A 26,243-nucleotide genomic window follows, 5' to 3' on the forward strand; every position below is an offset into this window, starting at 1 on the left:
GTCGAAAGGGCCCCGCGCGGGTCCCGGGGCGGGGGCCGAAGGTCCCGTGTCGCGGCGTCAGAACGGCGTGCGCGCGTGGGGGATGCGCGGGCGGGGCGCGCGGACGCGGGCGGCGCCCTCGGGCCACAGGACCTCCACCGGGATGCCGCGCGCACGGGCGTAGGTCACCAGGTGGGCGGTGGCGTCCCGGCCGTCGGAGGGGGAGCCGTCCCAGACGGCCAGGAGCAGGGTGCCGGCGCCGACGAGGCGTTCGTCCGCGCCGACGCAGGAGTCACGGTCGGTGGGGTCGTAGTCGAGGAGCCTCACCTGGTCGGCGAGGGTGAGCAGTTCGCCGGTGGCCGGACGGTCCCGCGGGGGCGGCAGCGCGGGGACGCCGATGCTGGTGGGGATGACCACGGCCAGCGGCCGGCCCGAGGCGCGCGCGGCGCGGCCGGACGCCAGGGCGGTGCCCGCGGCGGCGCGGACCATGGCCCTCGCCCCCTCGGCGTACCGCGCCAGCCGGTCCCGTACGGCGGACTCCACCAGCCGCAGTGATCCGTCGGTCAGGTCGTGGTGTCCCACGACCGCGATGTCCCCGTGCGCCGTCGGCCCCATAGGCGTCCCGTTCCGCTCGTCCTCCGTCCGCGAGCCAGTGAAGCCGGGCGCGCGAGGCGCCGTACAGGGCCGAACGTCCCTGTACGGCACGGGTTGCATTCCGCGAGGAGACGGGTGTCGGCTCAGCTCTGCGCGCCGGACGCGCGGGGTTCGCGCCACATCGGGTACATCAGCGGGCCGTCGGGAAGGCGCAGCGGCTCACCGGTGAGCTCGAAGTCGAGACGGCGGTACAGGCGGACGCTGCGCTCGCTGCTCGCCTCCAGGTAGGCGGCGCGGCCCTCGTGGTCGCAGCGGTCGAGGACGGAGCCGATCAGCGCGGTGCCGAGCCCCTCGCCCTGACGCCCCGGAGCCACGCCGATCATCCACAGGTACTCGTGCGCGCGGCCCTGGGGGTGGATGCCCGCGGTGAGGCGGCCGATCAGCTCGACCCGCTCGTTGTCCGGGTCGACGGCGCGGCGCAGTTCCACGAACTCGTCCTCGCCGCCGTCCGCTTCGCCGTGGCCGGGGTCCTCCGCCGGGACGGACATCCACAGGGCGCACGCCGAGCCGTCCTCCACGAGGTCGACGCGCCCGTCGGCGAGGGTGGCGTCGGTGAAGGCGGCCATGAGCCGGTGGTGCGTCGCACGCCGGTACTCCGTGCCGGGGAACACCCAGCTGCTGACCGGATCGTCCTGGAACGCCTCGTCCAGCAGCCGGACCACCCGCTCCCGGTCGTCCCCGCCGGCCGTCCGGATCGCCACGCCCATGTCCGCCCCTTCGCCTCAACCATCGCTGTAGGTACGGGGGTTGAGACTAGCCGGGGCGGGCCGGGCGAACAGGGAGCGGGCCCCGCACACCGTGGGGAAGTGCGGGACCCGCCGGCCCGGGGCCACGGCAGCCGTACGGGTCAGGGTCCGCACGGCGGCCCATGGCCCCGGGGTCGGGTGGGGCGGCCTGCGCCGTCCGGTCAGGTGGAGCGCCGGGTGACGAACTCGGCGAGGGCGAGGAGACCTCCCGCCGCCTCCGGGTCCGGCACCGCGCGAGCCACCTCCTGCATCGCGCGGGCCATCCGGTCCGCCGCCTGGGTCTGCGCCCAGTCACGGCCGCCGGCCCGCTCGACGAGCCGGGTGAGCTCCTCGGCCTCCTCCTTCCGGTGCGGGGCGGCGTACGCGGCGGCGAGCTCCGCGGCCTCCGGGGTGCCGGAGGTGAGCGCGGCGACGACCGGCAGCGACTTCTTGCGGGCGGCGAGGTCGGCGCCGGCCGGCTTGCCGGTGCGGCGCGGGTCGCCCCAGGTGCCGATGACGTCGTCGATCAGCTGGAACGCCAGCCCGGCCTCGCGGCCGAAGGCGTCCATCGCCGCCACCTCCGCGTCCCCCGCGCCCGCGTACAGCGCGCCGAGGGCGCAGGCGCAGCCGAGCAGGGCGCCGGTTTTCGCCTCCGCCATGGCGAGGGTCTCCTCCAGGGTGACCTCGTCGGGGGCGCGGCGCTCCAGGGCCGTGTCCGCGTGCTGCCCGGCGCACAGTTCGACCACGCACTGGGCGAGCCGGGCGGCCGCGGCCGGGGCGGCAGGGTGGGGGTCCTCGGCGAGCAGCCGCAGGGCGAGCGCCTGGAGGGCGTCCCCCACGAGGATCGCGTCGGCGTCCCCGAACACCGTCCACACCGTGGGGCGGTGGCGGCGGGTGGTGTCCCGGTCCATCACGTCGTCGTGGACGAGCGTGAAGTTGTGGACCAGTTCGACCGCGGCCGCCGCCCGCAGGGCCGCCGTCCGTGCCGCGGAGCCGCCGAGGGCGGAGGCCGCCGCGAGCACCAGGGCGGGCCGGAGCGCCTTCCCGGAGCCGCCGGAGGACGGGGTGCCGTCCGCGTTCTGCCAGCCGAAGTGGTAGAGCGCGACGCGGCGCATCGACGCGGGCAGGGACCCGAGGGCCGTGCGCAGCACCGGGTCGACGGCGGCCCGGGTGCGCTCCAGCAGGGCGGCCGCCTCGTGCCCGTCCTCCATGTGCTGCTCCGGTCCGCGTGCGCTGTCGGGCGCGGTGCGTGCCGTGCGCTGCTCCGGGCGGCCCGTGGTCGGCCGGGCCATGGACTCCGTCATCGACTTCCCCCTGGGACCGACTCGGTGGAGGCACGGAGGGACGGCGCTTGCGCACCTGGCGAGCTCGTTCCCCCCAGATCTACCCGCCCGGGAGGGCGGGGACACGGCGCGCGCGGCGGGAGCCGGCGGACGGTCACCGCCAGCGTCCGATCTCGACGTTCTCCAGGACGCCCAGCGCGTCCGGGACCAGCACCGCTGCCGAGTAGTAGGCCGTGACCAGGTACTTGATGATGGCCTGTTCGTTGATGCCCATGAACCGCACGGACAGGCTCGGCTCGATCTCGTCGGGGATGCCGGCCGCGCGAAGGCCGATGACGCCCTGGTCCTCCTCGCCGGTGCGCAGCGCGATGACGGAGGTGGTGCGGGCCTCGGTCACCGGGATCTTGTTGCACGGGTAGATGGGCACGCCCCGCCAGGTGGGGATGCGGTTGCCGCCGACGTCGATCGTCTCCGGGACGAGTCCCCGCTTGTTGAGCTCGCGGCCGAACGCGGCGATGGCGCGCGGGTGGGCGAGCAGCAGCCGGGTGCCGCGGCGCCTGCTGAGCAGCTCGTCCATGTCGTCGGGGCCGGGCACGCCGTCGTGCGGCTGGATCCGCTGGTCGTACTCGCAGTTGTGGAGCAGGCCGAAGTCGCGGTTGTTGATGAGCTCGTGCTCCTGGCGCTCCTTCAGCGCCTCCACGGTCAGCCGGATCTGCTGCTCCGTCTGGTTCATCGGCTGGTTGTAGAGGTCGGCCACGCGTGTGTGGATGCGCAGCACGGTCTGGGCGACGCTGAGTTCGTACTCGCGGGGCCGGGCCTCGTAGTCGACGAAGGTGTGCGGGATGTCCGGCTCGCCGCTGTGGCCGGCCGCGAGGTCGATCTCCTTCTCGCCGTACTTGTTGGTGCGCTGCTGCGGGACGTCCGCCCGGCGGCGCAGGTGCTCGCGCAGGGTCTCGGACCGCTCGGCGACCTGGTCGACCGCCTCGCGGGGTAGCACCAGGACGGTGCACGCGGTCAGGGTGCGGGCCGTGTACTCCCAGATGGCGTCGTCGTCCTGGAGGGCCTGTTCGCCGAAGTAGGCGCCGTCGGCGAGCACCCCGAGGGACTCGTCCTCGCCGTAGGGGCCGGTGCCGACGCGCTCCACCCTGCCGTGCGCGAGCAGGTACACCTCGTCGGCGGGGCTGCCGAAGGAGGCGACGACCTGCCCGGCCGCGATCTCCCGCTGCCGGCACCGGGAGGCCAGCTCGGCGAGCACCTCCTGGTCCTCGTAGTCGCGCAGCACGGGCAGTTCGCCCAGTTCGGCGGGGATGACTTCCACCCGGTCGCCCGTCTTCACGAAGGTCAGCCGGCCGTTGCCCACGGCGTACGTGAGCCGCCGGTTGACCCGGTACGTGCCGCCCTGCACGTCGACCCAGGGCAGCATCCGCAGCAGCCAGCGGGAGCTGATCTCCTGCATCTGCGGCGCGGACTTGGTCGTGGTGGCCAGGTTCCGCGCCGCCGCCGTCCCGAGGCTCTGCTGCTGCCCGGTCTGCTCCGTGCGGACCTCTTCGCCTACCGACATAGAGAAATGCCCTCCCCAATAGATCCACGCCCGGCCGTGCCGGGCGTCGCAGTGCGTGATCAAGCGTTCCTCACGTAGAGTGTCCGCGCCATTACACGATCGAGCGGGGTTGGATCTTGGGGAGCCTGGACAGACTGACCGCCCCGCCGGGCGCGGCAACGACCTCCGGGCGGAAGGAAATTGTCCGGATCGGCTCGCACAGCTGACGGACGAGTACTTGAAAGGCCGACTTCCGGCTATAGGCCCTGTACGAGACGGCCGCGCCCGGTGGCCGTCGTCCGGTACGGAGGAGGGCGGCATGGCCCCACCCATGTCCGCGAGCGCGTTCCTGCGCGCTCTCAGAGCGGAGGGTCTCACGGTCGTCGAGGTCGGCGACTGGCGTGACCACAACCGCAACCACAAGGGCCCGTGGGGTCCTGTGCACGGGGTGATGATCCATCACACCGTGACCAAGGGCAGCAAGGCGACGGTCGACATCTGCCGCAAGGGCTACTCGGGTCTTCCAGGTCCGCTCTGCCACGGCGTGATCACCAAGGACGGCCGGGTGCACCTCGTCGGGTACGGACGCGCCAACCACGCGGGACTCGGCGACGACGACGTGCTGCGGGCGGTGATCGCCGAGAAGAAGACGTTCCCGCCGGACAACGAGGCCAACACCGACGGCAACCGGCACTTCTACGGCTTCGAGTGCGAGAACCTGGGCGACGGGAAGGACCCGTGGCCGGCGGCGCAGCTGGAGGCCATCGAGAAGGCCGCGGCGGCGGTCTGCCGCTACCACGGCTGGAACGAGCAGTCGGTGATCGGCCACCTGGAGTGGCAGCCGGGCAAGGTGGACCCGCGCGGGTTCACCATGGCGTCGATGCGCAAGCGGATCCGCGACCGTCTGAAGTGACCCGGACGAGGCGACGTCCGACGTGACCCTGGGCGCTCGTCGCCGGTGTTCCGCCCTCCTGACACCCCCCACACGGAACACCGGCGCCCGCCCGCCGTGACCTCGCGCGACAATGGCCCCCATGACCAGCTCCGACGCCCTCGCCGGCCTGCGCCCGCGGCTCCCCTCGCCGCTGGAGGAGGCCGTCGACGCGCGGTTCGAGCGGCACGGGGTGCGGCTGCTGCTGAAGCGGGACGACCTCGTCCATCCCGAGCTGGTCGGCAACAAGTGGCGCAAGCTCGCCCCGAACCTAGAGGCGGCCGGCGGGCGGACGGTGGTCACGTTCGGCGGGGCGTACTCCAGCCATCTGCGGGCCACGGCCGCCGCCGGACGGCTGCTCGGGCTGCGCACGGTGGGCGTGGTGCGCGGCGAGGAACTGGCGGACCGGCCCCTCAACCCGTCGCTGGCGCGCTGCGCGGCCGACGGCATGCGCCTGTGCTTCGTGGCGCGGTCGGTGTACCGCCGCAAGACGGATCCGGACACGCTCGCCGAGGTGCTGCGCGCGGCGGACGCGGAGGACGCGTACGTCGTGCCGGAGGGCGGCAGCAACGCGGCCGCGGTGCGCGGGTGCGTGGAGCTCGGCCGGGAACTGGCGGGCGCGGCGGACGTGGCCGCGGTGGCCTGCGGCACGGGCGGCACGCTCGCGGGACTGGCCGCCGGGCTCGGCGGGAGCGCGCGCACGCTCGGCATACCGGTGCTCAAGGGCGGCTTCCTCACGGCGGAGATACGGGCCCTGCAGACGGCGGCGTTCGGCGGTCCGCGCGGGGAGTGGAGCCTGGACGAGCGGTTCCATCACGGCGGCTACGCGCGCGTACCGGCCGGCCTGGAGGAGTTCGCCGCGGACTTCGAACAGCGTCACGGGGTCCCCGTGGAACGCCTCTATGTCGCCAAATTGCTTCATGCCCTCGTCACCCTGGCCGGGGAGGGCGCCTTCCCGCGCGGGAGCACGGTCGCCGCGGTGGTCACCGGGCGTCCGTTCCCCTGAGCCGGCGCGCCCGCTCCGGGACGGCCTACCCCGCCTCCCGGTAGGCCGCGGCCTCCTCCAGGTCCAGCCGGCGCAGCAGCGTCCGCAGCATCTCGTCGTCGATGTAGCGCCCGTCGCGCAGCTTCACGAACACGTCGCGCTCGGCGCCGATCATCTCCCGGGACAGCCGCCGGTAGGTGTCGTCCACCGACTCCCCGGTGACGGGGTTGACCTGCCCGAGCCGCTCCCAGACGGCGTTGCGGCGGCGCTCCAGGACGCTGCGCAGCCGGTCGGCCAGCGGCGCGGGAAGGGCGTTGCGCTCGTCGGCGAGCAGGTCGTCGAGGCGCTCCTCGGCGACCCGGGACGCCTGCGCCTGCGCGTTGGCCTCGGCGAGGGTCTCGGCCCGGGCGTCGCGGCCGGGCAGCTTCAGCATCCGGATCAGCGGAGGCAGGGTGAGGCCCTGCACGACGAGGGTGCCGATGACGGTGGTGAAGGTCAGGAAGAGCAGCAGATACCGGTGCGGGAAGTCCTCGCCCTCCGCGGTCACCGGGATCGAGAAGGCGATCGCGAGGGACACCACCCCGCGCATCCCCGCCCACGCGATCACGAACGGGCCCTTCCAGTCCGGCTTCTCCTCGCGCGCGCGGACCCGCGCCGAGACCCGCCACGGCAGCCAGACCGCCGGGTACACCCAGAGGAACCGCACGGCGACGACGACCGCGAAGACGGCCAGGGCGTACCAGGCGGATTCGATGCCCTCGTGCTCACCGAGCCCGCGCATCACGACGGGGAGCTGGAGACCGATGAGGGCGAACACGGCCGACTCCAGGACGAACGCGACCATGCCCCACACCGCGCTCTCCTGGAGCCGGGTGGCGAAGTCGACCTCCCACGCGCGGTGCCCGAGGTAGAGCGCGACCACCACGACGGCGATCACCCCGGAGGCGTGCACCTGCTCGGCGACGCCGTACGCGACGAACGGGATGAGCAGCGACAGCGTGTTCTGCAGCAGCGTCTCGCGCACGTGGGTGCGCAGCCAGTGCAGCGGCGCCATCAGCACCAGGCCGACCGCGGTGCCGCCCAGCGCGGCCAGCAGGAACTCCCCCACTCCCCCGGCCCAGCTCACGCCCTCGCCGACGGACGCGGCCACGGCGACCCGGAACGCGGTGATGGCGGTGGCGTCGTTGAACAGCGACTCGCCCTGGAGGATCGTCGTGATCCGCGAGGGCAGGCCGACCCTGCGGGCCACCGCCGTCGCCGCGACGGCGTCCGGGGGCGCCACCACGGCGCCGAACACCAGCGCCGCGGTGAGCGGCAGGTCCGGCACCAGCAGGTGCAGCACCCAGCCGACGGCGAGCGTCGCGAACAGCACGTAACCGACGGACAGCAGGGCCACCGGCCGCAGGTTCGCCCGCAGGTCCAGGTAGGAGCTCTCCACGGCGGCCGTGTAGAGGAGCGGCGGGAGGATCAACGGCAGCACGATGTGCGGGTCGAGGGCGTACTCGGGCACGCCGGGGACGTAGCTGACCAGCAGGCCGGCCGCGACCAGGACCAGCGGCGGCGGAACCGGGGTCCGCCGGGCGGCGGCGGCCACGGCGGCGCTGCCCGCGACGAGCAGCAGCAGGGGCATCACGTCCATGTCGGGCCCACCCTCGTTTTTCCGCGCGGCCTTCCGCGCGACCGTCGTAATCTGGCAATCATGAAACAGTGCACGCACGTCGAGGCGTTGCCGCACCCGGAACCGGCCCCGCTCGGTGAGACGTGTCCGGAGTGCCTGCGGGAGGGGACGGATCCGGTGCAGCTGCGCCTCTGTCTCACCTGCGGTCACGTCGGCTGCTGCGACTCCTCGCCGAACCGGCACGCGACGAGGCACCACAGGGAAACCGGCCATCCCGTGATGCGGACCCACGAGCCGGGCGAGGACTGGCGCTGGTGCTTCGTCGACCACGTACTGGTGTGACGTGACGGGACCACGGTGCCGGACGGTTCGACGGTCCGGCGCCTGGGTACGTCAATGCGGCGCGCGCTCTTCCCATTTGGCCGTCGCAGACCCCTAGCCACGGAGCGTGTTCATAGTTTTACTATGAGTGACGGCAACGGGTCGGGGTCCCGGCGACAGGACCGCCGGGAGCGCGATAGCGTCACCGCTGAACCACGTAGCGCGTTGCCCGGGGGCGAACACAGGCCCTGAAACGCTTGTACCACCTTGGAGGTGAGGGTGTCCCAGATCGCAGGCGAGCCCGCGACCCAGGACTTCGTGGAAGTCCGGCTGCCGGCCGCGGGGGCCTACCTGTCGGTGCTGCGTACGGCCACGGCCGGCCTCGCGGCCCGTTTGGACTTCACCCTCGACGAGATCGAGGACCTGCGCATCGCGGTCGACGAGGCCTGCGCGATCCTGCTGCAGCAGGCCGTGCCGGGATCGGTGCTCAGTTGCGTCTTCCGCCTCGTCGACGACTCGCTCGAGGTCACCGTCTCGGCGCCCACCACGGACGGCCACGCCCCCTCGCGGGACACCTTCGCCTGGACCGTGCTGTCCGCGCTCGCGGGCAAGGTCTCCTCCGCCGTGGACGAGGACAAGACCGTGTCGATCAGCCTCTACAAACAGCGCGGCGCGGGACCCGGGCCGGCGTGAGGAGCGAGGACGGGCCGGTGCGGGACGAAGAACGCGGCACACGGGAGCTGCAGGCCGAGCGCGTGCCGGACGGCATCGACGGCATCCCCGAGCAGGCCCGGCCGCATCCGGAGGACGACTCCGCGGGAGACGTCCGTCCGGACGGCGGGCAGGCCGGCGGCGCCGTGCGGGACACGTCCGCGGCCGGGCCGGCCGCTCCCGGCGGGGACGCCCCCGCCCTGGCCGAGCCGGTGGCGGGGGACGAGGCGAGCGCTCGGGGAAGGGCGACGGGCGGGACGATGAGCGAGCACGAGCGAGAGGCCGAGGAGCAGGCGGCGCCTGCCTCCGGCGCACGGAGCACACCGGGTGTGCCGGGCACGCACGCGCACCACGACCCGCAGGACCGCAGCGGGGCGCGCGCCCTCTTCCTCGAACTGCGCATGCTGGACAGCGGCACCCCGGAGTACGCGGAGCTGCGCAACCGGCTGGTGCGGATGCATCTGCCGCTCGTCGAGCACCTGGCGCGCCGCTTCCGCAACCGCGGCGAGCCGCTGGACGACCTGACCCAGGTCGCCACGATCGGTCTGATCAAGTCCGTCGACCGCTTCGACCCGGACCGTGGCGTGGAGTTCTCCACGTACGCCACCCCGACGGTCGTCGGCGAGATCAAGCGGCACTTCCGCGACAAGGGCTGGGCGGTCCGCGTGCCGCGGCGGCTCCAGGAGCTGCGGCTGTCGCTCACCACGGCCACGGCGGAGCTGTCCCAGCTGCACGGCCGCTCCCCCACGGTGCACGAGCTCGCCGAGAAGCTGGGGATCTCGGAGGAGGAGGTCCTGGAGGGCCTGGAGTCGGCGAACGCCTACTCCACGCTGTCCCTGGACGTCCCCGACACCGACGACGAGTCCCCGGCGGTCGCCGACACCCTCGGCGCGGAGGACGAGGCGCTGGAGGGCGTGGAGTACCGGGAGTCGCTCAAGCCGCTGCTGGAGGACCTCCCGCCGCGCGAGAAGCGGATCCTGCTGCTGCGCTTCTTCGGGAACATGACCCAGTCGCAGATCGCGCAGGAGGTCGGCATCTCGCAGATGCACGTCTCCCGGCTGCTGGCCCGCACCCTGGCCCAGCTGCGGGAGAAGCTCCTCGTCGAGGAGTAGTCGAGGGGCAGGGGAGCAGCCGCGTCACTTCGCGGCGTCGCCCGCGTTCCCGGGTCCGCGGATGCCGAGGGCCCGGGTGGTCTCGGCGTTGATCAGCAGCACCAGCGCGGTCACCGCGACCACGGCGAGCACGATTCCGGCGGGGATGGCCGCGCCGTCGGACATCAGCATGTTGTAGGCCACCGGCAACGCCATGATCTGCGTGATGACGGCGGGCCCGCGGCTCCAGCCCTTCCGGGCGAACAGGCCGCGCGCGGCCAGCAGCGGCAGCAGCGCCAGCACGATCAGCGTGACCCCGCCGGTGACGGCCTGCTGCCGGTCGTCCGGCTCGCCCGCGAGGCCGAGCACCAGCAGCCAGACGCCGCCGACGACCAACGCGAGCCCCTCCAGCGCGGCGAGGGCCGCGGCGTACGTCAGACGGCGCGGACGGGCGCCGGTGTCGTCGGGGCTGGTGACGGGGGTCTGCTCGCTGCTCACCCCTGCAGGGTAGCCGCCGCCCGGGAGCCGTCCCGTGGCGAGGTTCACGGCCCGCGTCGTCCACAAGGGCGGGACCTCGGTCTGGGCCGGGTACCGCTGAGTAGGTACCCTGCACGTCATGCGTGCACTTCTCGTGGTCAACCCGGCGGCAACCACCACCAGTGCGCGCACGCGCGACGTGCTGATCCACGCGCTCGCGAGTGAGATGAAACTCGACGCGGTGACCACGGAGTACCGCGGTCACGCCCGGGACCTGGGCCGGCAGGCGGCGGAGAGCGGCGAGGTCGACCTGGTGGTCGCCCTGGGCGGCGACGGCACGGTGAACGAGGTCGTCAACGGCCTGCTGCACGCGGGCCCCGACCCGGAGCACCTGCCCGGTCTCGCGGTGGTCCCCGGCGGCTCCACCAACGTCTTCGCCCGCGCCCTGGGTCTGCCCAACCAGCCCGTGGAGGCGACCGGCGTGCTGCTGGACGCGCTGCGCGAGGGCCGGGAGCGCACGGTGGGCCTGGGGCTGACCTCGGGCACGCCGGGCACCGAGGACGAGGCGGTGCCCGCCCGCTGGTTCACCTTCAACGCGGGCCTCGGCTTCGACGCCGGCGTGGTGGGCCGGGTGGAGCAGCAGCGGGAGCGGGGCCGGAAGTCGACGCACGCGCTGTACATGCGCCAGGTGGTGCGCCAGCTGCTGGGCGACCCGCACCGCCGCAACGGGATGATCACGCTGGAGCTCGAGGGCGAGGAGCCGGTCGAGGACCTGGTGCTGTCCATAGTCTCGAACACCTCGCCGTGGACGTTCCTCGGCAACCGTCCGATCTACGCCTCCCCCCAGGCGTCCTTCGACACGGGACTCGATCTGTTCGGTCTCACCCGGATGTCCACCCCCGCGGTTGCCCGGTATGGCACGCAGTTGCTCACTTCGTCCCCGGAGCGCGGCCCCCGCGGCAAGCACGCCGTGACGCGGCACGATCTGACACGCTTCACCTTGCATTCGAAGGTGCCGCTGCCCCTTCAGATGGACGGTGACCACCTGGGGCTGCGCACCAGCGTGACGTTCACAGGCGTTCGCCGTGCACTGCGTGTGATTGTGTGAGCAGAAAGGGCCAAAGTCCTTTCAGTCGAACGTTTAGGCCAGGGTCCACCCCATGGAAGTACGGCTGTGACCTAGTCGACACCGAAGAATCAAAAAAAACTTTCCGGAAGGGGTTGTATCCGCCGCCGAGGTTTGCGAGTCTCTTCTTGGCGATCGGGACGGCCCGCTACACCGGCCTCCACAGATCACCGGAACCCCTCTTCAAACCCAAGGACCACGCCAGGGAACCTGGCGGTCGGCCCTTCACTTGTTGGGGGATTCGTGAAAGCGTTCACATTCACAAGCACCTGCAGTAATACCAAGGAGAGGTAGCAGCCATGGACTGGCGTCACAACGCCGTTTGCCGCGAGGAAGACCCCGAGCTCTTCTTCCCCATCGGCAACACCGGTCCCGCGCTGCTGCAGATCGAGGAAGCCAAGGCCGTCTGCCGCCGCTGCCCGGTGATCGAGCAGTGCCTGCAGTGGGCGCTCGAGTCCGGTCAGGACTCCGGCGTCTGGGGTGGTCTCAGCGAGGACGAGCGTCGCGCGATGAAGCGCCGCGCTGCCCGCAACCGGGCGCGTCAGGCCTCCGCCTGACGACCCCGCCCCAGCAAACAGCCTGAGCTTGGCGGCGCGTGTGCGCTCGTCCGGATGATTCCGTGGACGGCGCACACGCATCTCCCGCCCCGAGCCGCAGCGCGAAGTTCCCCCGATGTCCGTCCCGATCGGGCAGGGGAAACGAGGAACGAGCATCAGCCCCGGACCACGGTCCGGGGTCTTTTGCTGTCCGGGGGTGTGCTGCCCCGGCGAGGGCGCGCCGGGCCCCGGCGGTCAGGCGTCCGCCTGCACCGGGATGTCGAGGATCACCCGGGTCCCCCGCTCCGGCGCCGGCACCATGTCGAAGGTGCCGCCCAACTCTCCCTCCACCAGCGTCCGTACGATCTGCAGGCCCAGGTTGCCCGCGGTGTGCGGGTCGAAGCCCTCGGGCAGGCCCACCCCGTCGTCCTGCACGGTGACCAGCAGGCGCGCCTCCCGTGAGGTGCCGCCGCGCACCGCGGACACCTCGACCGTGCCGGTCTCACCCTCGCGGAAGCCGTGCTCCAGCGCGTTCTGCAGCACCTCGGTCAGCACCATCGACAGCGGCGTGGCCACCTCGGCGTCGAGTATCCCGAAGCGGCCCGAGCGCCGGCCGGTGACCTTGCCCGGGGAGATCTCGGCGACCATGGCGAGCACCCGGTCGGCGATCTCGTCGAACTCCACGCGCTCGTCCAGGTTCTGGGACAGCGTCTCATGGACGATGGCGATGGACCCGACCCGTCGCACGGCCTCCTCCAGCGCCGCCCGTCCGCGCTCCGACCCGATCCGGCGGGCCTGGAGGCGCAGCAGCGCGGCCACGGTCTGGAGGTTGTTCTTCACCCGGTGGTGGATCTCCCGGATGGTGGCGTCCTTGGTGATCAACTCCCGTTCCCGGCGGCGCAGTTCGGTCACGTCGCGGAGCAGCACCAGGGAGCCGATACGGGTGCCCTTCGGCTTCAGCGGGATCGCGCGGAACTGGATGACGCCGTCGTCGGACTCGATCTCGAACTCGCGGGGCGCCCAGCCGCTCGCCACCTTCGACAGCGCCTCGTCCACCGGCCCGCGCGAGGGCGCCAGTTCGGCGGTGGTCCGCCCGAGGTGATGGCCCACCAGATCCGCGGCGAGACCGAGACGGTGGTAGGCGGACAGGGCGTTGGGCGAGGCGTACTGGACGACGCCGTCGGCGTCGAGCCGGATCAGACCGTCGCCGACACGCGGCGAGGCGTCCATCTCCAGCTGCTGGTTCGCGTACGGGAAGGCGCCGGCCGCGATCATCTGGGCCAGGTCCGAGGCGCTCTGCAGATACGTGAGCTCCAGCCGGCTGGGCGTGCGCACGGTGAGCAGGTTGGTGTTGCGCGCGATGACGCCGAGGACCCGCCCCTCGCGCCGCACCGGGATGGACTCGACGCGGACCGGGACCTCCTCGCGCCACTCCGGGTCGCCCTCGCGCACGATCCGGCCCTCGTCCAGGGCCGCGTCCAGCATGGGCCGCCGGCCGCGCGGGACCAGATGGCCGACCATGTCGTCCTGGTACGAGGTGGGGCCGGTGTTGGGCCGCATCTGGGCGACGGAGACGTAGCGCGTGCCGTCGCGGGTGGGGACCCACAGGACCAGGTCGGCGAAGGAGAGGTCGGAGAGCAGCTGCCACTCCGAGACCAGCAGGTGGAGCCACTCGAGGTCGGTGTCGTCGAGGGCGGTGTGCTGGCGTACGAGTTCGTTCATGGAGGGCACGTCAGCGAGCGTACCTGTGTGCCTGTGACCCCCGGAAACACCCGCGGGCCGCGGCGCCTGGGAGGGACCCTCAACCCTCCCGGCACCGCAGCCCGGAGCAATATCGGCCGGTGGGGTGTGCGGTCCCGGTCGGCCGAAGGATGAGGAGCCGGGGCAGTCAGGGCAGAGAGCCTCGGATCCTCGGTCCGCCTTCCTGTGCGGGGAAGGCAGGTCTGTGTGTCCTGCTACGCATTGTGGACTAGACCACTGCCCCTGTAAATGCGTCGTACGGCGTTCTTCCGGCGTCCCCCGCGCCCTGGACGGACGCAGACGGGTCCACCACGCAGCCTAACCCGACCGGGGTCCCGGCGGGGCGGGTCGGACGCCACGATTTCGGGACACCCGGGCGCCGGGGGCGGTTTCGGACCGGGTGCGGGTTTCGCCTCGGCGGGCGGGCGGCCCTCTGCTAGATTGAGATTGGTCTAAACCACATGGTCCCGGCACCTCCCGGGGCCCGTCCCAGTCGAGTCCACCGGAAGATCGGCAGGCCCACCGTGGAAGTTGTTATCGTTGCGGACGCCAAGGCGGGAGGCGAGCTCGTCGCCGAGGCCATGGCGCGACTGCTGCGGCACAAGCCCGACGCCCTGCTCGGCGTGGCGACCGGCTCCACGCCGCTGCCCGTCTACGAGGCGCTGGCGGCGAAGGTCCGCGCCGGCGCCGTGGACACCTCCCGTGCGCGGGTGGCCCAGCTCGACGAGTACGTGGGACTGCCCGCCGACCACCCCGAGTCCTACCGCTCGGTGCTGCGGCGCGAGGTGCTCGAGCCGCTCGGCATCCCGATGGACGCGTTCCTGGGCCCGGACGGCACGGCCGAGGACGTGCAGGCCGCGTGCGAGCGCTACGACCGCGCGCTGGCCGAGGCCGGCGGCGTGGACCTCCAGCTGCTCGGCATCGGCACCGACGGGCACATCGGCTTCAACGAACCGTGCTCCTCGCTCGCCTCGCGCACGCGGATCAAGACGCTGACCGAGCAGACCCGGGTGGACAACGCCCGCTTCTTCGACGGCGACATCGGCCAGGTGCCGCACCACGTCATCACCCAGGGCATCGGCACCATCCTGGAGGCCCGGCACCTGGTGCTGCTGGCCACCGGCGAGGGCAAGGCGGACGCGGTCGCCGCCACCGTCGAGGGCCCGGTCGCCGCGGTGTGCCCGGCGTCCGCGCTCCAGCTGCACCCGCACGCCACCGTGGTGGTCGACGAGGCCGCCGCCTCCAAGCTGAAGCTCGCCGACTACTTCCGCCACACCTACGCCAGCAAGCCGGAGTGGCAGGGCCTCTGACCACCGCCCGTGGTCTGGACCATCACTGGTCACAGGGGTATACAAAAGGGATCACGGAGCGCGCGAGGGGCCCGCCCCCGCCCGGAGCCGTGCCACGATGTCAGCCGTGGCCGACGGTCTGTCGGCCGCTTCGGCAGCCGGAGCCGGGAAGGCAGAGCATGAGCACCGACGTCAGCAGTACGGAGAACGAGGGTGGGACCGCGGTCCGTACGGCGCGCGTGCCCAAGTACTACCGGCTGAAGAAACACCTGCTCGACATGACCGAGACCGCGCCCCCCGGCACGCCGGTCCCGCCCGAGCGCACGCTGGCGGCCGAGTTCGACACCTCGCGCACCACCGTGCGCCAGGCGCTCCAGGAACTGGTGGTCGAGGGCCGTCTGGAGCGGATCCAGGGCAAGGGCACCTTCGTCGCCAAGCCCAAGGTGTCCCAGGCGCTCCAGCTCACCTCGTACACCGAGGACATGCGCGCCCAGGGTCTGGAGCCGACCTCGCAGCTCCTCGACCTCGGGTACATCACGGCCGACGACCGGCTCGCGGGTCTGCTCGACATCACCGCGGGCGGACGCGTGCTGCGCATCGAGCGGCTGCGCATGGCCAACGGCGAGCCCATGGCCATCGAGACCACCCACCTCAGCGCCAAGCGTTTCCCTGCCCTGCGCCGCAGCCTGACGAAGTACACGTCCCTCTACACGGCCCTCGCCGAGGTGTACGACGTCCATCTCGCGGAGGCCGAGGAGACCATCGAGACGTCCCTGGCCACGCCGCGCGAGGCGGGCCTGCTGGGCACCGACGTGGGCCTGCCGATGCTGATGCTGTCCCGGCATTCGCTCGACCGGGACGGGCAGCCCGTGGAGTGGGTGCGGTCGGTGTACCGGGGCGACCGGTACAAGTTCGTCGCGCGCCTCAAGCGCCCCCAGGACTGAGACAAGCAGCCGCCGGCGTGACCGCAAAACCCGACAGACCGGGTGGTTGACAGGATTTTCGTTGCTGTTGCCTTGCGGTTGCGCTGCTGCTGCATTCCGCCCCTCCTACGGGGGGTTACGACCGCCCCGCGCCCTCACCTACATTGCCGCGAGCCAACGTCGGCGATCAGTGAGGGGACGGGAGCCGTCAGATGTCACAAACCCCGCAAACAACTCCAGGGCCGGTGGTGACGCCCATGCGCGTCGTCATCGGCCTCTGCCTGCTCGCACCATTCGTCGCCATGCTGTGGGTCGGGTCCTACGCAAAGACCGACCCGGTCTTCATCGGCATCCCGTTCTTCTACTGGTACCAGATGCTGTGGGTGCTGATCTCCACCGCGCTGACGATGACCGCGTACAAGCTCTGGCAGCGTGACCAGCGCGCCCGCTCGGCCGCGAAGGGTGGTGCGGAGCAGTGAACGACGGCGTGAACGGCGTGGCACTCGCCGTCTTCATCTTCTTCTTCGTGCTCGTCACCGTGATGGGCTTCCTGGCCGCGCGCTGGCGCAAGGCCGCGAACGAGCACACCCTCGACGAATGGGGCCTGGGCGGGCGCTCGTTCGGCACCTGGGTCACCTGGTTCCTGCTCGGCGGCGACCTGTACACCGCGTACACCTTCGTGGCCGTCCCGGCGGCGATCTACGCGGCGGGCGCGGCCGGCTTCTTCGCGGTGCCGTACACGATCCTGGTGTATCCGCTGATCTTCACCTTCCTGCCCCGGCTGTGGTCGGTGTCCCACAAGCACGGCTATGTGACGACCTCCGACTTCGTGCGCGGGCGGTTCGGCTCGAAGGGGCTGTCGCTGGCCGTCGCGGTCACCGGCATCCTGGCGACGATGCCGTACATCGCGCTGCAACTGGTCGGCATCCAGGCCGTGCTGGACGTGATGGGCGTCGGCGGCGGCGAGAACACCAACTGGTTCGTCAAGGACCTGCCGCTGCTGCTCGCCTTCGGTGTGCTGGCCGCGTACACCTACTCGTCGGGTCTGCGGGCGCCGGCGCTGATCGCGTTCGTCAAGGACACGCTGATCTACATCGTGATCGCGGTGGCGATCATCTACATCCCGATCAAGCTGGGCGGGTTCGACGAGATCTTCGCCTCCGCGCAGGAGGCGTACAGCGAGACCAACCCGGCCACGGGCGCCCCGCGCGGCGCCCTGGTGCCGGGCGAGGCGGGCCAGTGGACGTACGCCACGCTGGCGCTGGGCTCGGCGCTCGCGCTGTTCATGTACCCGCACTCGATCACCGCGACGCTGTCCTCGCGCAGCCGTGACGTGATCCGCCGCAACACCACGATCCTGCCGCTGTACTCGCTGATGCTGGGCCTGCTGGCGCTGCTCGGGTTCATGGCGATCGCGGCCGGGGTGAAGGTGCAGAACGGCCAGCTGGCCATCCCGCAGCTGTTCGAGAACATGTTCCCCGACTGGTTCGCCGGTGTGGCCTTCGCGGCGATCGGCATCGGCGCGCTGGTGCCGGCGGCGATCATGTCGATCGCCGCGGCGAATCTGTTCACCCGCAACATCTACAAGGACTTCATCAAGCCGGACGCGACGCCCAAGCAGGAGACCGCGGTCTCCAAGATCGTGTCCCTGCTGGTCAAGGTGGGCGCGCTGGTCTTCGTCCTCACCATGGACAAGACCGTCGCGATCAACTTCCAGCTCCTCGGCGGCATCTGGATCCTGCAGACCTTCCCGGCGCTGGTGGGCGGCCTGTTCACGCGGTGGTTCCACCGCTGGGCGCTGATCGGCGGCTGGGCGGTCGGCATGATCTACGGCACGGTCGCCGCGTACGGGGTGGCGTCGCCGACGCAGAAGCACTTCGGCGGCTCCGCCAAGGAGATCCCGGGCATCGGGGAGATCGGCTACATCGGTCTCACCGCCTTCGTGATCAACGTGCTGGTCACGGTCGTCCTGACTTTCGTCCTGCGGGCGGTCAAGGCGCCGGAGGGCGTCGACGAGACCCAGCCGAAGGACTACACGGCGGACGCCGGCGACCCGGGCGTGGAGGTCGAGCTCCCGCCGGCCACGGCGGGCAGCGCGCACTGACACGGTCATACATACACACGGCAGCGGGCCGTCGGTGGAAAACCGGCGGCCCGTTGTCGTGCCCGTGCGGCAGACTCCCCCGCATGGACATCGTCATCCGGCCGGTGACCGCCGGCGAACACGCGGAACTGGGTGAGATCACGGCGCAGGCCTATCTCGGTGACGGCCTGCTGGACTTCGGGGAGTCGGACGGCTACCTGGGCGAGCTGCGGGACGTGGCGAAGCGGGCGGCGGCGGCCGAGGTGCTGGTCGCCGTGGCGGACGGCACGCTGCTGGGCGGGGTGACCTTCGTGCCGGGCCCCGGCCCCATGGCGGACCTCGCCGGGCCCGGCGAGGCGGAGATACGCATGCTGGCGGTCTCCGCCGCCGCCCGCGGCCGGGGCGCCGGCGAGGCTTTGGTGCGCGCCTGCGTCGACCGCGCGAGGGCGCTCGGCCGTACGCGGATGGTGCTGTCCACGCAGCGCAGCATGCACGCCGCGCACCGGGTGTACGAGCGGCTGGGCTTCACGCGCAACCCGGCGCGGGACTGGAACCCGCTGCCGGAGGTGGACGACATCCTGCTGCTGGTCTACGAGCTGACGCTCTGACAGCTCCGCGCGGCCCGTTCACCCGGCGCCAGCATAACCCTCGCGCGACACAACATATGGGTCCGTCGGCGGCACCCGGCACAAGATGTATGCTCATGCTCGCTGTCGCCGCAGGGGAATCCGGTGCGAATCCGGAACTGTCCCGCAACGGTGTACCCATGCCTGCCCACGGGCGCGCACGGGAGTCAGTCCGAGGACCTGCCGACAGTGCGCCCGGCCCTTCCGGTCCGGGTGCCCTGACGTCCGGGCCTCGCGGAATGGGCCGGTGGACGCGACGCCGCGTGCGTTCGTGTGCTGCCCCCTGCGCTCTTCGAGGCCCCCGTGCCGAGCGAGGGAGAGCCCCACGTGACCATCGCGCCAGCCGATCCGGCTTCAGCGACCCGCGTGACCGAGGAGAGCGACGGCCCCGGGGCCGCGCTGCTGCGGACCCTGACCCAGCTGACCGCCGACCTGCCCGACGCCGACCCCGGCCGGGTGGCCGCGGCCGCGCTGCGCGGCCGGTCCGCCGCCGCCGACGAGGCGGAGCTGCGGGACCTGGCCACCGAGGCGGCGGCCGGGCTGATCTCCGAGGACCCCGCCTACTCCCGGCTCGCCGCCCGGCTGCTGACGCTCGGCATCCGCGCCGAGGCCGCCTCGCAGGGCGTCACCTCGTTCACCGGCTCGGTGGCCGCCGGGCACCGGGAGGGCCTGATCGGCGACCGGACCGCCGCGTTCGTCCGGCTGCACGCGGACCGTCTGGACGCGCTGATCGACACGGACGCCGACGACCGCTTCGGCTACTTCGGGCTGCGCACCCTGCACAGCCGCTACCTGCTGCGCCACCCGGTGACCCGCAAGGTCGTGGAGACGCCCCAGCACTTCCTGCTGCGGGTCGCGTGCGGGCTCGCCGAGGACGAGAGCGAGCGGGCGCTGGAGGAGGTCGCCGCGCTGTACGGGCTGATGAGCCGGCTCGACTATCTGCCCTCCTCCCCCACGCTGTTCAACTCCGGCACCCGCCACCCGCAGATGTCGTCCTGTTACCTCCTGGACTCCCCCCAGGACGAGCTGGACTCCCTCTACGAGCGCTACCACCAGGTCGCCCGCCTCTCGAAGCACGCCGGCGGCATCGGCCTGTCCTTCTCCCGCGTCCGCGCCCGGGGTTCGCTGATCCGCGGCACCAACGGGCACTCCAACGGCATCGTGCCGTTCCTGAAAACGCTGGACGCCTCCGTCGCCGCGGTGAACCAGGGGGGCCGCCGCAAGGGCGCCGCCGCGGTCTACCTGGAGACGTGGCACGCGGACATCGAGGAGTTCCTCGAACTGCGCGACAACACCGGCGAGGACGCCCGCCGTACGCACAACCTGAACCTGGCGCACTGGGTGCCGGACGAGTTCATGCGCCGGGTCGCCGACGACGCGCAGTGGTCGCTGTTCTCCCCGGTGGACGTGCCCGAACTGGTCGACCTGTGGGGCGAGGAGTTCGACACGGCCTACCGGGCCGCCGAGGCCAAGGGCCTGGCCCGCAGGACGCTCCCGGCGCGCGAGCTGTACGGCCGGATGATGCGCACCCTCGCGCAGACCGGCAACGGCTGGATGACCTTCAAGGACACCGCCAACCGCACCGCCAACCAGACCGCCGAGCCGGGCCACGTCGTCCACTCGTCCAACCTGTGCACGGAGATCCTGGAGGTCACCGACGACGGGGAGACGGCGGTCTGCAACCTCGGCTCGGTCAACCTCGCGGCGTTCGCCGGCGAGGACGGCATGGACTGGGAGCGCCTGGACGCGGCGGTCCGCACCGCCGTGACGTTCCTGGACCGGGTGGTCGACATCAACTTCTACCCGACCGGGGAGGCGTCCCGGTCCAACAGCCGCTGGCGCCCCGTGGGTCTGGGCGTGATGGGGCTGCAGGACGTGTTCTTCCGGCTGCGGCTGCCGTTCGACTCCCCCGAGGCGAAGGCGCTGTCCACCCGGATCGCCGAGCGGATCATGCTCGCCGCGTACGAGACGTCCGCGGGACTGGCCGAGCGGCACGGCCCGCTGCCCGCCTGGGAGAAGACCCGTACCGCGCGGGGCGTGCTGCACCCCGACCACTACGGCGTCGAGCTCGCCTGGCCGGAGCGCTGGGAGGCGCTGCGGACCCGGATCGCCGCGACGGGCCTGCGCAACGCGCTGCTGCTGGCGATCGCGCCCACGGCGACCATCGCGTCCATCGCGGGCGTGTACGAGTGCATCGAGCCGCAGGTGTCCAACCTGTTCAAGCGCGAGACGCTGTCCGGGGAGTTCCTCCAGGTCAACTCGTACCTGGTGGAGGACCTCAAGCGGCTCGGGGTGTGGGACGCGCGCACCCGGGAGGCGCTGCGCGAGGCCAACGGTTCGGTGCAGGACGTCGCGTGGATCCCCGAGGACGTACGGCGGCTGTACCGCACGGCGTGGGAGATCCCGCAGCGCGGACTGATCGACATGGCCGCCGCCCGCACCCCGTTCCTGGACCAGGCGCAGTCGCTCAACCTGTTCCTGGAGACGCCGACCATCGGGAAGCTCTCCTCGATGTACGCCTACGCCTGGAAGCAAGGGCTGAAGACCACCTACTACCTGCGCTCCCGCCCGGCGACCCGGATCGCCCGCGCGGCCCGCGCCGCCGTCCCCGCCCAGCAGCCGGCCGACCCCGAGGCCGTCGCCTGCTCCCTCGAGAACCCCGAATCCTGCGAGGCCTGCCAGTGACCAGCACGACCAAGAACCTGCTCGACCCCGGCTTCGAGCTCACCCTGCGCCCCATGCGCTACCCGGACTTCTACGAGCGCTACCGGGACGCGATCAAGAACACCTGGCACGTCGAGGAGGTGGACCTGCACTCGGACGTCGCCGACCTGGCGAAGCTGACGCCCGAGGAGCAGCATCTGATCGGCCGGCTCGTGGCGTTCTTCGCCACCGGCGACTCGATCGTGGCGAACAACCTGGTGCTGACGCTGTACAAGCACATCAACTCGCCCGAGGCGCGGCTGTACCTGTCGCGGCAGCTCTTCGAGGAGGCCGTGCACGTCCAGTTCTACCTGACCCTGCTGGACACGTATCTGCCCGATCCGGACGACCGGGCGGCGGCCTTCGCGGCCGTGGAGAACATCCCGTCCATCCGGGAGAAGGCCGAGTTCTGCTTCCGGTGGATGGACTCGGTGGAGAAGATCGACCGGCTGGAGTCGAAGGCCGACCGCCGCCGTTTCCTGCTGAACCTGATCTGCTTCGCCGCGTGCATCGAGGGCCTGTTCTTCTACGGCGCGTTCGCCTACGTCTACTGGTTCCGCAGCCGGGGCCTGCTGCACGGCCTGGCGACCGGCACCAACTGGGTGTTCCGCGACGAGACGATGCACATGAGCTTCGCCTTCGACGTGGTGGACACCGTGCGCAAGGAGGAGCCGGAGCTGTTCGACGAGGAGCTCGGCCGGCAGGTCACCGACATGCTGCGCGAGGCCGTGGAGGCGGAGCTGCAGTTCGCCCGTGACCTGTGCGGCGACGGGCTGCCGGGGATGAACACCGCGTCGATGCGGCAGTACCTGGAGTGCGTCGCCGACCAGCGTCTGGTGCGCCTGGGCTTCGCGCCGGTGTACGGCTCGGAGAACCCGTTCTCCTTCATGGAGCTGCAGGGCGTGCAGGAGCTGACCAACTTCTTCGAGCGCCGTCCGTCCGCGTACCAGGTCGCCGTGGAGGGCACGGTCGACCTGGACGAGGACTTCTGACGCCGGGGCGCCGGGGCCGTCTCACGCCGCCCGTACGGGGCGGCGCGGAGCGGTCCCGCGCGCCGGACGGGACGCGGTCCGGGTGTCGGGCGGTTCCGTGACGGGGGCCGCCGCGGCCTCCCGGATCTGGCGGTCGATACGGCGGTCGCGCAGGATGCCGATCACGGCGGGCGCGACCATGAGGACGAACAGGCCGAGAACGGCCACCATCGCGATCAGTGCTTCTGTCTGCGTCGTGTTCATGGACACCACTGTGCCGCCGGACGCTCCTGACGGGGAGTGGCAGGACTGCCGTACACCCTCGATTTACTGCCAACGGCGAGGCACACTGGAGCCATGCTCCGGAATGTGGCGGCCGTCCTCCTCGACGGCGTGAACCCCTTCGAACTCGGCGTGGTCTGCGAGGTCTTCGGCATCGACCGCAGCGACGACGGGCTGCCGGTGTACGACTTCGCGGTGGTCTCGGCGCAGGGGCCCTCGGTGCGCGCGAGCACCGGCTTCACTCTCGGCACCGAGCACGGGCTGGAGCGGCTGGAGACGGCCGACCTGATCACCGTGCCCGCCGGCGCCTCCTACGCCTCCCGGGAGTTCCCGCCGGAGATGCTGGACGCGCTGCGCCGGGCGGTGGACCGGGGCGCGCGGGTGCTGAGCGTGTGCTCGGGGGTGTTCGTGCTGGCCGCCGCCGGGCTGCTGGAGGGGCGGCGCGCGGCGGTGCACTGGAAGCACGCGGAGGAGCTGAGCCGCCGCTATCCGCATCTGACGGTCGAGCCCGACGTGCTCTACGTCGACGAGGACCCGGTGATCACCTCGGCGGGCACCGCCGCCGGGATCGACGCCTGTCTGCACCTGGTGCGCAAGGAGCAGGGCCCGGAGGTGGCCAACCGGATCGCCCGGCGGATGGTGGTGCCCCCGCACCGCGACGGCGGGCAGGCCCAGTACATCGAGCGTCCGCTGCCGGAGCCCGGGGGCGACTCGGTGGCCGGGGCGCTGGTGTGGATGGAGCAGCATCTCGACGAGGAGGTCACCGTCGAGCAGCTCGCCGCCCGCGCCCATATGTCGCCGCGCACCTTCGCCCGCCGCTTCCAGCAGGAGACCGGCACCACGCCGTACCGCTGGATCCTGCGTCAGCGGGTGCTGCTGGCCCAGCACCTGCTGGAGCGGACGGACGAGACGGTGGACGCGATCGCCGGCCGCACGGGCTTCGGCAACGCGGCCGCGCTGCGCCACCACTTCGTGCGCGCGGTGGGGACCACCCCGCAGTCCTACCGGCGCGCGTTCAGGGGCCCGGAGGCCGCCTGACCGCGCGCCGGACGGCGGGACGGCGTCAGCGGGGCCGCGCCCGCAGCATCAGCCGGCGGGGCCGCAGCGTGATGCCGATGCGGGGCCGGGGGTCGGACTCCGACGCGTGCTCGAAGCCGTAGGCGTGGGCGACCACGGCGGTGATGAGCGTGAGCTCCGCCATGGAGAAGTGGTCGCTGGGGCACTTGCGGTTGCCGACGCTGAACGGGCTCATGGCGTACTTCGGCACGTCCTTGGACCGCCCGGGGAGCCAGCGGTCCGGGTCGAAGTCCTCGTTCCGCTCGTACGACCGCCGGTCGCGCTGGATCGCGTACGGGCTGTAGATGAGGTCCGCGCCCTTCGGAATGCGGTAACCGCCGAGTTCCGTGTCGGCGACCGCGCGGCGGGTCAATATCCATACGGCCGGATACAGCCGCAGGGTCTCCGTGACGACATTCGCGGTGTACGTCAGCTTCCGCACGTCGTCGAATGCGACCTGGCGGTCGCCGACCACGGATTTCACCTCGTCGCGGATCTTGTCGCCGAGTTCCGGGTGCTCGGTGAGAACCAGGAGCAGCGACATGATCGTGGATCCGACGGTTTCGGCGCCGGGGGTCAGGATGGCGATGACCTGATCGTGGATCTCCTGTTCCCCGATGGGGTCGCCATTGTCGTCCTTCGCCTCCAGCAAAGCCGTCAGCAAATCGTTCGGCTTTTGACCGCTTGCCCGTCGGTCGGCGACGATCTCGTCGACCAGGACATGCAAATCGGCCAGCGCCCGGTTGAATTCCCGATTGGCCGGGAGAGGAACCTTGTAGAGCGGTCCGAGCGGCACCACCATGCGCTGGTACATCCCCGCGAACAGGGTGGTGAGGTCGGCGCATATGCGGTCGGCGTGGGCGTCCATGTAACCGCCGCGCATCAGGCAGCGGGCGGCGACCCGCACGGCCGCGCGGAACGACTCGTACGTGATGTCCAGGACCCCGTCCGCGGCCCGCCAGCGGTCCACGAGCTCGTACGCCTCCTCGGCCATGATCGGGCCGTAGGCGGGGATCGCGTCGAGCCGGAACGCGGGCTGGATGGTGCGCCGCTGACGCCGGTGCAGCTTGCCGTTGGCGGTGGCCACGCCCTCCTTGCCGAGCAGGCTCTCCAGCGACTCCCACAGGGGCCCGGCGATGATGTAGTCCGGGCTGAGCGCCACCTCTCCGGTGAGGGCGGGGGTGGTGACGGCGTAGACGGTCTTGGGACCCAGCTTCAGTCGCACCACGTCGCCGTGGTCGCGCAGCTGGGACAGGAAGGCCAGCGGGTCGCGCGCCAGGCGCCAGCCGTGGCCGAGGAACGGAACGGCGCCGCCGGCCACTGGCGGCTCCTCCGTCGCGTTGGCGTCCTTCGGGCGTACGGACTCGACGGTCATTTCTCACCTTCCGTTGCGTTGTTGACGTACGGGGGCGTGGACCGGTCGTCCCAGCTGTCGACCCGGTACCGGCCGGACTCGTGGTGGAACCAGTAGACGGAACTGAACCAGTTCCGCATGTTGGCGACGCAGACGCGCACGGCGGCGCCCGTCTCCTTTCCGCCCACCGTCCCGTCGTCGAGCCGGTCGGCGAAACGTAATGCCTCCTGTTCCGCGTCCAGGAATTCGCTGATGCATTCCTCCACGCGGTGCCGCATGTCGGCGATCGCCTCTTCGAGGGTCATTCCCTCGTGGGTCACGAGACTGATGCCGAGATTGTGCACCTCGTTTCCGGCGATTTCCTTGGGGAGCGAGCAGAGGTCGTTGTACCAGGCGGCGAATTCCTGGCTGAGCAGCGCCGGTTTCCGATAGGCCGGGTTCTTCCGCACCGCGTCCGGGAGTTCGTATCCCGCGCTTGGTTCCAGAAGGTCGGTCCAGATCCAGTGCGCGAACGTGAGGCGGCGCAGTTCGAGGTATTCCTCGACGGTCGGGACGATGCCTTCGGTGCGGTTGTGGAACTCCCGGTCGTACGCCTCGATCACGGCGTGGAAGTGGCGCGCGAACCGCGCGTTCCAGGTGTCCGGAAGGAACGCGTAGAGCCGCCGCACGCTGTCGGCGAGACCCGCGACCACGGGGTCCTGGTGACCCAGGTGGTCACCGGGGCGGTCGAGGGCGCTGTGCAGCAGGTCCTTCAGCCGCCGCCAGGCCACGGGCCGGCCGTGCACGATGTCGCGATCGTGACGGTCGTCCCAGACGAAGAACCAGGCGCTGTAGTCCGCTATCGCCTGGAGGACCTCGTCGGGCGCGCCTATGTAGAAGCCCGCCATGAGGTCCGTGTAGCACAGGCCGTCGGCATATGACTCCACCTTCTCCGGGGTCATGAGCCGCTTTTCGAGCAGCCATGCCCGGGTCTCCCTCTGGAGCTTCGGCCAATACGGGTGGAGTTGCCGGGGAAACGCCGCCTCGATCACCGGAAGAGACAGCGCCGGTGGAACTGCGATGGTGGTCGGTGTCGATGTGGAGCCGTGTGACAAAGCATGCACGAACATTCCCCTCTCAGCCGCCAGTTGAGCGTCCGCCCCCCGAGCCGGGCGTACGCCGTGCGTATCCCCGTACCTCCATTCAGCACCACAACTGACCGTTCTGGGAACGGATTTGCTTCTTTCACTACCTTTGGAT

25 protein-coding genes and 1 riboswitch are annotated in these 26,243 nt (G+C 71.5%); of the genes, 15 read left to right on the forward strand and 10 right to left on the reverse strand.

Annotated features, from left to right (window positions below):
* Positions 1 to 57: 57 nt before the first annotated feature.
* From ACQY0Z_RS00965 to ACQY0Z_RS00980, 4 genes are all read right to left on the reverse strand, one after another.
* A complete protein-coding gene (locus ACQY0Z_RS00965) occupies positions 58 to 594 on the reverse strand; it encodes a hypothetical protein (protein ID WP_439811701.1) in 537 nt (178 codons plus the stop codon).
* Between the two features lie 122 nt (positions 595 to 716).
* Positions 717 to 1,340: a GNAT family N-acetyltransferase gene (locus tag ACQY0Z_RS00970; protein WP_439811702.1), complete on the reverse strand. Its 624-nt coding sequence runs from the start codon at positions 1,338 to 1,340 to the stop codon at positions 717 to 719.
* 200 nt (positions 1,341 to 1,540) lie between these two features.
* A complete protein-coding gene (locus ACQY0Z_RS00975; RefSeq protein WP_189901095.1) occupies positions 1,541 to 2,662 on the reverse strand; it encodes a family 2 encapsulin nanocompartment cargo protein polyprenyl transferase in 1,122 nt (373 codons plus the stop codon).
* Between the two features lie 133 nt (positions 2,663 to 2,795).
* The gene (locus ACQY0Z_RS00980; protein ID WP_189901094.1) at positions 2,796 to 4,202 is read right to left on the reverse strand and encodes a family 2B encapsulin nanocompartment shell protein; all 1,407 of its coding nucleotides are present in this window, start codon (positions 4,200 to 4,202) and stop codon (positions 2,796 to 2,798) included.
* Between the two features lie 310 nt (positions 4,203 to 4,512).
* Here ACQY0Z_RS00980 and ACQY0Z_RS00985 point away from each other — a divergent pair, with 310 nt between their 5' ends.
* The gene (locus ACQY0Z_RS00985; protein ID WP_225628304.1) at positions 4,513 to 5,094 is read left to right on the forward strand and encodes an N-acetylmuramoyl-L-alanine amidase; all 582 of its coding nucleotides are present in this window, start codon (positions 4,513 to 4,515) and stop codon (positions 5,092 to 5,094) included.
* 121 nt (positions 5,095 to 5,215) lie between these two features.
* Positions 5,216 to 6,118, forward strand: a complete 903-nt coding sequence (locus tag ACQY0Z_RS00990; RefSeq protein WP_189901090.1) for a 1-aminocyclopropane-1-carboxylate deaminase/D-cysteine desulfhydrase — start codon at positions 5,216 to 5,218, stop codon at positions 6,116 to 6,118.
* 25 nt (positions 6,119 to 6,143) lie between these two features.
* Here the strand turns inward: ACQY0Z_RS00990 and ACQY0Z_RS00995 are convergent, their stop codons facing one another.
* The gene (locus ACQY0Z_RS00995; protein WP_254585423.1) at positions 6,144 to 7,736 is read right to left on the reverse strand and encodes a Na+/H+ antiporter; all 1,593 of its coding nucleotides are present in this window, start codon (positions 7,734 to 7,736) and stop codon (positions 6,144 to 6,146) included.
* Between the two features lie 60 nt (positions 7,737 to 7,796).
* Between ACQY0Z_RS00995 and ACQY0Z_RS01000 the strand changes: the two genes are divergently transcribed.
* The 3 genes from ACQY0Z_RS01000 (at position 7,797) to ACQY0Z_RS01010 (ending at position 9,859) form a co-directional block, all read left to right on the forward strand.
* Positions 7,797 to 8,057 (forward strand): UBP-type zinc finger domain-containing protein, encoded by a 261-nt coding sequence (locus ACQY0Z_RS01000; protein WP_189901086.1) that lies wholly within the window; start codon positions 7,797 to 7,799, stop codon positions 8,055 to 8,057.
* A gap of 258 nt (positions 8,058 to 8,315) precedes the next feature.
* The gene (locus ACQY0Z_RS01005) at positions 8,316 to 8,729 is read left to right on the forward strand and encodes an anti-sigma regulatory factor (protein WP_004925829.1); all 414 of its coding nucleotides are present in this window, start codon (positions 8,316 to 8,318) and stop codon (positions 8,727 to 8,729) included.
* A 17-nt stretch (positions 8,730 to 8,746) separates the two neighbouring features.
* Entirely contained in the window at positions 8,747 to 9,859 is a 1,113-nt protein-coding gene (locus ACQY0Z_RS01010) for an RNA polymerase sigma factor SigF (protein WP_439811703.1), read from the forward strand.
* A gap of 24 nt (positions 9,860 to 9,883) precedes the next feature.
* Here the strand turns inward: ACQY0Z_RS01010 and ACQY0Z_RS01015 are convergent, their stop codons facing one another.
* The gene (locus ACQY0Z_RS01015) at positions 9,884 to 10,336 is read right to left on the reverse strand and encodes a hypothetical protein (protein WP_189901083.1); all 453 of its coding nucleotides are present in this window, start codon (positions 10,334 to 10,336) and stop codon (positions 9,884 to 9,886) included.
* Positions 10,337 to 10,454: 118 nt separating this feature from the next.
* Between ACQY0Z_RS01015 and ACQY0Z_RS01020 the strand changes: the two genes are divergently transcribed.
* Together ACQY0Z_RS01020 and ACQY0Z_RS01025 are read left to right on the forward strand one after the other, a co-directional pair.
* Complete coding sequence (locus ACQY0Z_RS01020) at positions 10,455 to 11,423, forward strand: diacylglycerol/lipid kinase family protein (protein ID WP_254585421.1); 969 nt, start codon at positions 10,455 to 10,457, stop codon at positions 11,421 to 11,423.
* A gap of 317 nt (positions 11,424 to 11,740) precedes the next feature.
* Positions 11,741 to 11,998, forward strand: coding sequence for a WhiB family transcriptional regulator (locus tag ACQY0Z_RS01025; protein WP_003992873.1), 258 nt, complete (start codon positions 11,741 to 11,743; stop codon positions 11,996 to 11,998).
* 234 nt (positions 11,999 to 12,232) lie between these two features.
* Here the strand turns inward: ACQY0Z_RS01025 and ACQY0Z_RS01030 are convergent, their stop codons facing one another.
* Positions 12,233 to 13,699 (reverse strand): histidine kinase N-terminal domain-containing protein, encoded by a 1,467-nt coding sequence (locus ACQY0Z_RS01030; protein ID WP_189901209.1) that lies wholly within the window; start codon positions 13,697 to 13,699, stop codon positions 12,233 to 12,235.
* Between the two features lie 542 nt (positions 13,700 to 14,241).
* Between ACQY0Z_RS01030 and nagB the strand changes: the two genes are divergently transcribed.
* From nagB to ACQY0Z_RS01065, 7 genes are all read left to right on the forward strand, one after another.
* Complete coding sequence (gene nagB, locus ACQY0Z_RS01035) at positions 14,242 to 15,027, forward strand: glucosamine-6-phosphate deaminase (protein ID WP_189901079.1); 786 nt, start codon at positions 14,242 to 14,244, stop codon at positions 15,025 to 15,027.
* 158 nt (positions 15,028 to 15,185) lie between these two features.
* Entirely contained in the window at positions 15,186 to 15,950 is a 765-nt protein-coding gene (locus tag ACQY0Z_RS01040) for a GntR family transcriptional regulator (protein WP_031020506.1), read from the forward strand.
* Positions 15,951 to 16,186: 236 nt separating this feature from the next.
* Complete coding sequence (locus ACQY0Z_RS01045) at positions 16,187 to 16,408, forward strand: DUF3311 domain-containing protein (protein WP_254585420.1); 222 nt, start codon at positions 16,187 to 16,189, stop codon at positions 16,406 to 16,408.
* The gene (mctP, locus tag ACQY0Z_RS01050; RefSeq protein WP_381725288.1) at positions 16,405 to 18,033 is read left to right on the forward strand and encodes a monocarboxylate uptake permease MctP; all 1,629 of its coding nucleotides are present in this window, start codon (positions 16,405 to 16,407) and stop codon (positions 18,031 to 18,033) included. The genes ACQY0Z_RS01045 and mctP overlap by 4 nt, the downstream gene beginning before the upstream one ends.
* Before the next feature lie 83 nt (positions 18,034 to 18,116).
* Positions 18,117 to 18,620 carry a GNAT family N-acetyltransferase gene (locus ACQY0Z_RS01055; RefSeq protein WP_439811704.1) on the forward strand — a complete coding sequence of 168 codons (504 nt, stop codon included), beginning with the start codon at positions 18,117 to 18,119 and terminating at the stop codon, positions 18,618 to 18,620.
* Positions 18,621 to 18,669: 49 nt separating this feature from the next.
* A riboswitch (cobalamin riboswitch) is annotated at positions 18,670 to 18,840 on the forward strand.
* 125 nt (positions 18,841 to 18,965) lie between these two features.
* Entirely contained in the window at positions 18,966 to 21,323 is a 2,358-nt protein-coding gene (locus ACQY0Z_RS01060; RefSeq protein WP_439811705.1) for a ribonucleoside-diphosphate reductase subunit alpha, read from the forward strand.
* Positions 21,324 to 21,376: 53 nt separating this feature from the next.
* A complete protein-coding gene (locus tag ACQY0Z_RS01065; protein WP_231627894.1) occupies positions 21,377 to 22,333 on the forward strand; it encodes a ribonucleotide-diphosphate reductase subunit beta in 957 nt (318 codons plus the stop codon).
* 21 nt (positions 22,334 to 22,354) lie between these two features.
* On the opposite strand, the gene ACQY0Z_RS01070 is transcribed toward ACQY0Z_RS01065, so the two are convergent.
* Positions 22,355 to 22,576, reverse strand: a complete 222-nt coding sequence (locus tag ACQY0Z_RS01070) for a hypothetical protein (RefSeq protein WP_381725294.1) — start codon at positions 22,574 to 22,576, stop codon at positions 22,355 to 22,357.
* A gap of 93 nt (positions 22,577 to 22,669) precedes the next feature.
* Here ACQY0Z_RS01070 and ACQY0Z_RS01075 point away from each other — a divergent pair, with 93 nt between their 5' ends.
* Complete coding sequence (locus ACQY0Z_RS01075) at positions 22,670 to 23,632, forward strand: GlxA family transcriptional regulator (protein WP_439811706.1); 963 nt, start codon at positions 22,670 to 22,672, stop codon at positions 23,630 to 23,632.
* A gap of 25 nt (positions 23,633 to 23,657) precedes the next feature.
* Here the strand turns inward: ACQY0Z_RS01075 and ACQY0Z_RS01080 are convergent, their stop codons facing one another.
* Both ACQY0Z_RS01080 and cyc1 read right to left on the reverse strand, forming a co-directional pair.
* The gene (locus ACQY0Z_RS01080) at positions 23,658 to 25,025 is read right to left on the reverse strand and encodes a bifunctional albaflavenone monooxygenase/terpene synthase (RefSeq protein ID WP_439811707.1); all 1,368 of its coding nucleotides are present in this window, start codon (positions 25,023 to 25,025) and stop codon (positions 23,658 to 23,660) included.
* Positions 25,022 to 26,107 carry an epi-isozizaene synthase gene (cyc1, locus tag ACQY0Z_RS01085; protein ID WP_189901066.1) on the reverse strand — a complete coding sequence of 362 codons (1,086 nt, stop codon included), beginning with the start codon at positions 26,105 to 26,107 and terminating at the stop codon, positions 25,022 to 25,024. The genes ACQY0Z_RS01080 and cyc1 overlap by 4 nt, the downstream gene beginning before the upstream one ends.
* Positions 26,108 to 26,243: the final 136 nt, after the last annotated feature.

It is taken from the genome of Streptomyces sp. P9-2, assembly GCF_051903975.1.
Lineage (GTDB): Bacteria > Actinomycetota > Actinomycetes > Streptomycetales > Streptomycetaceae > Streptomyces > Streptomyces cellulosae.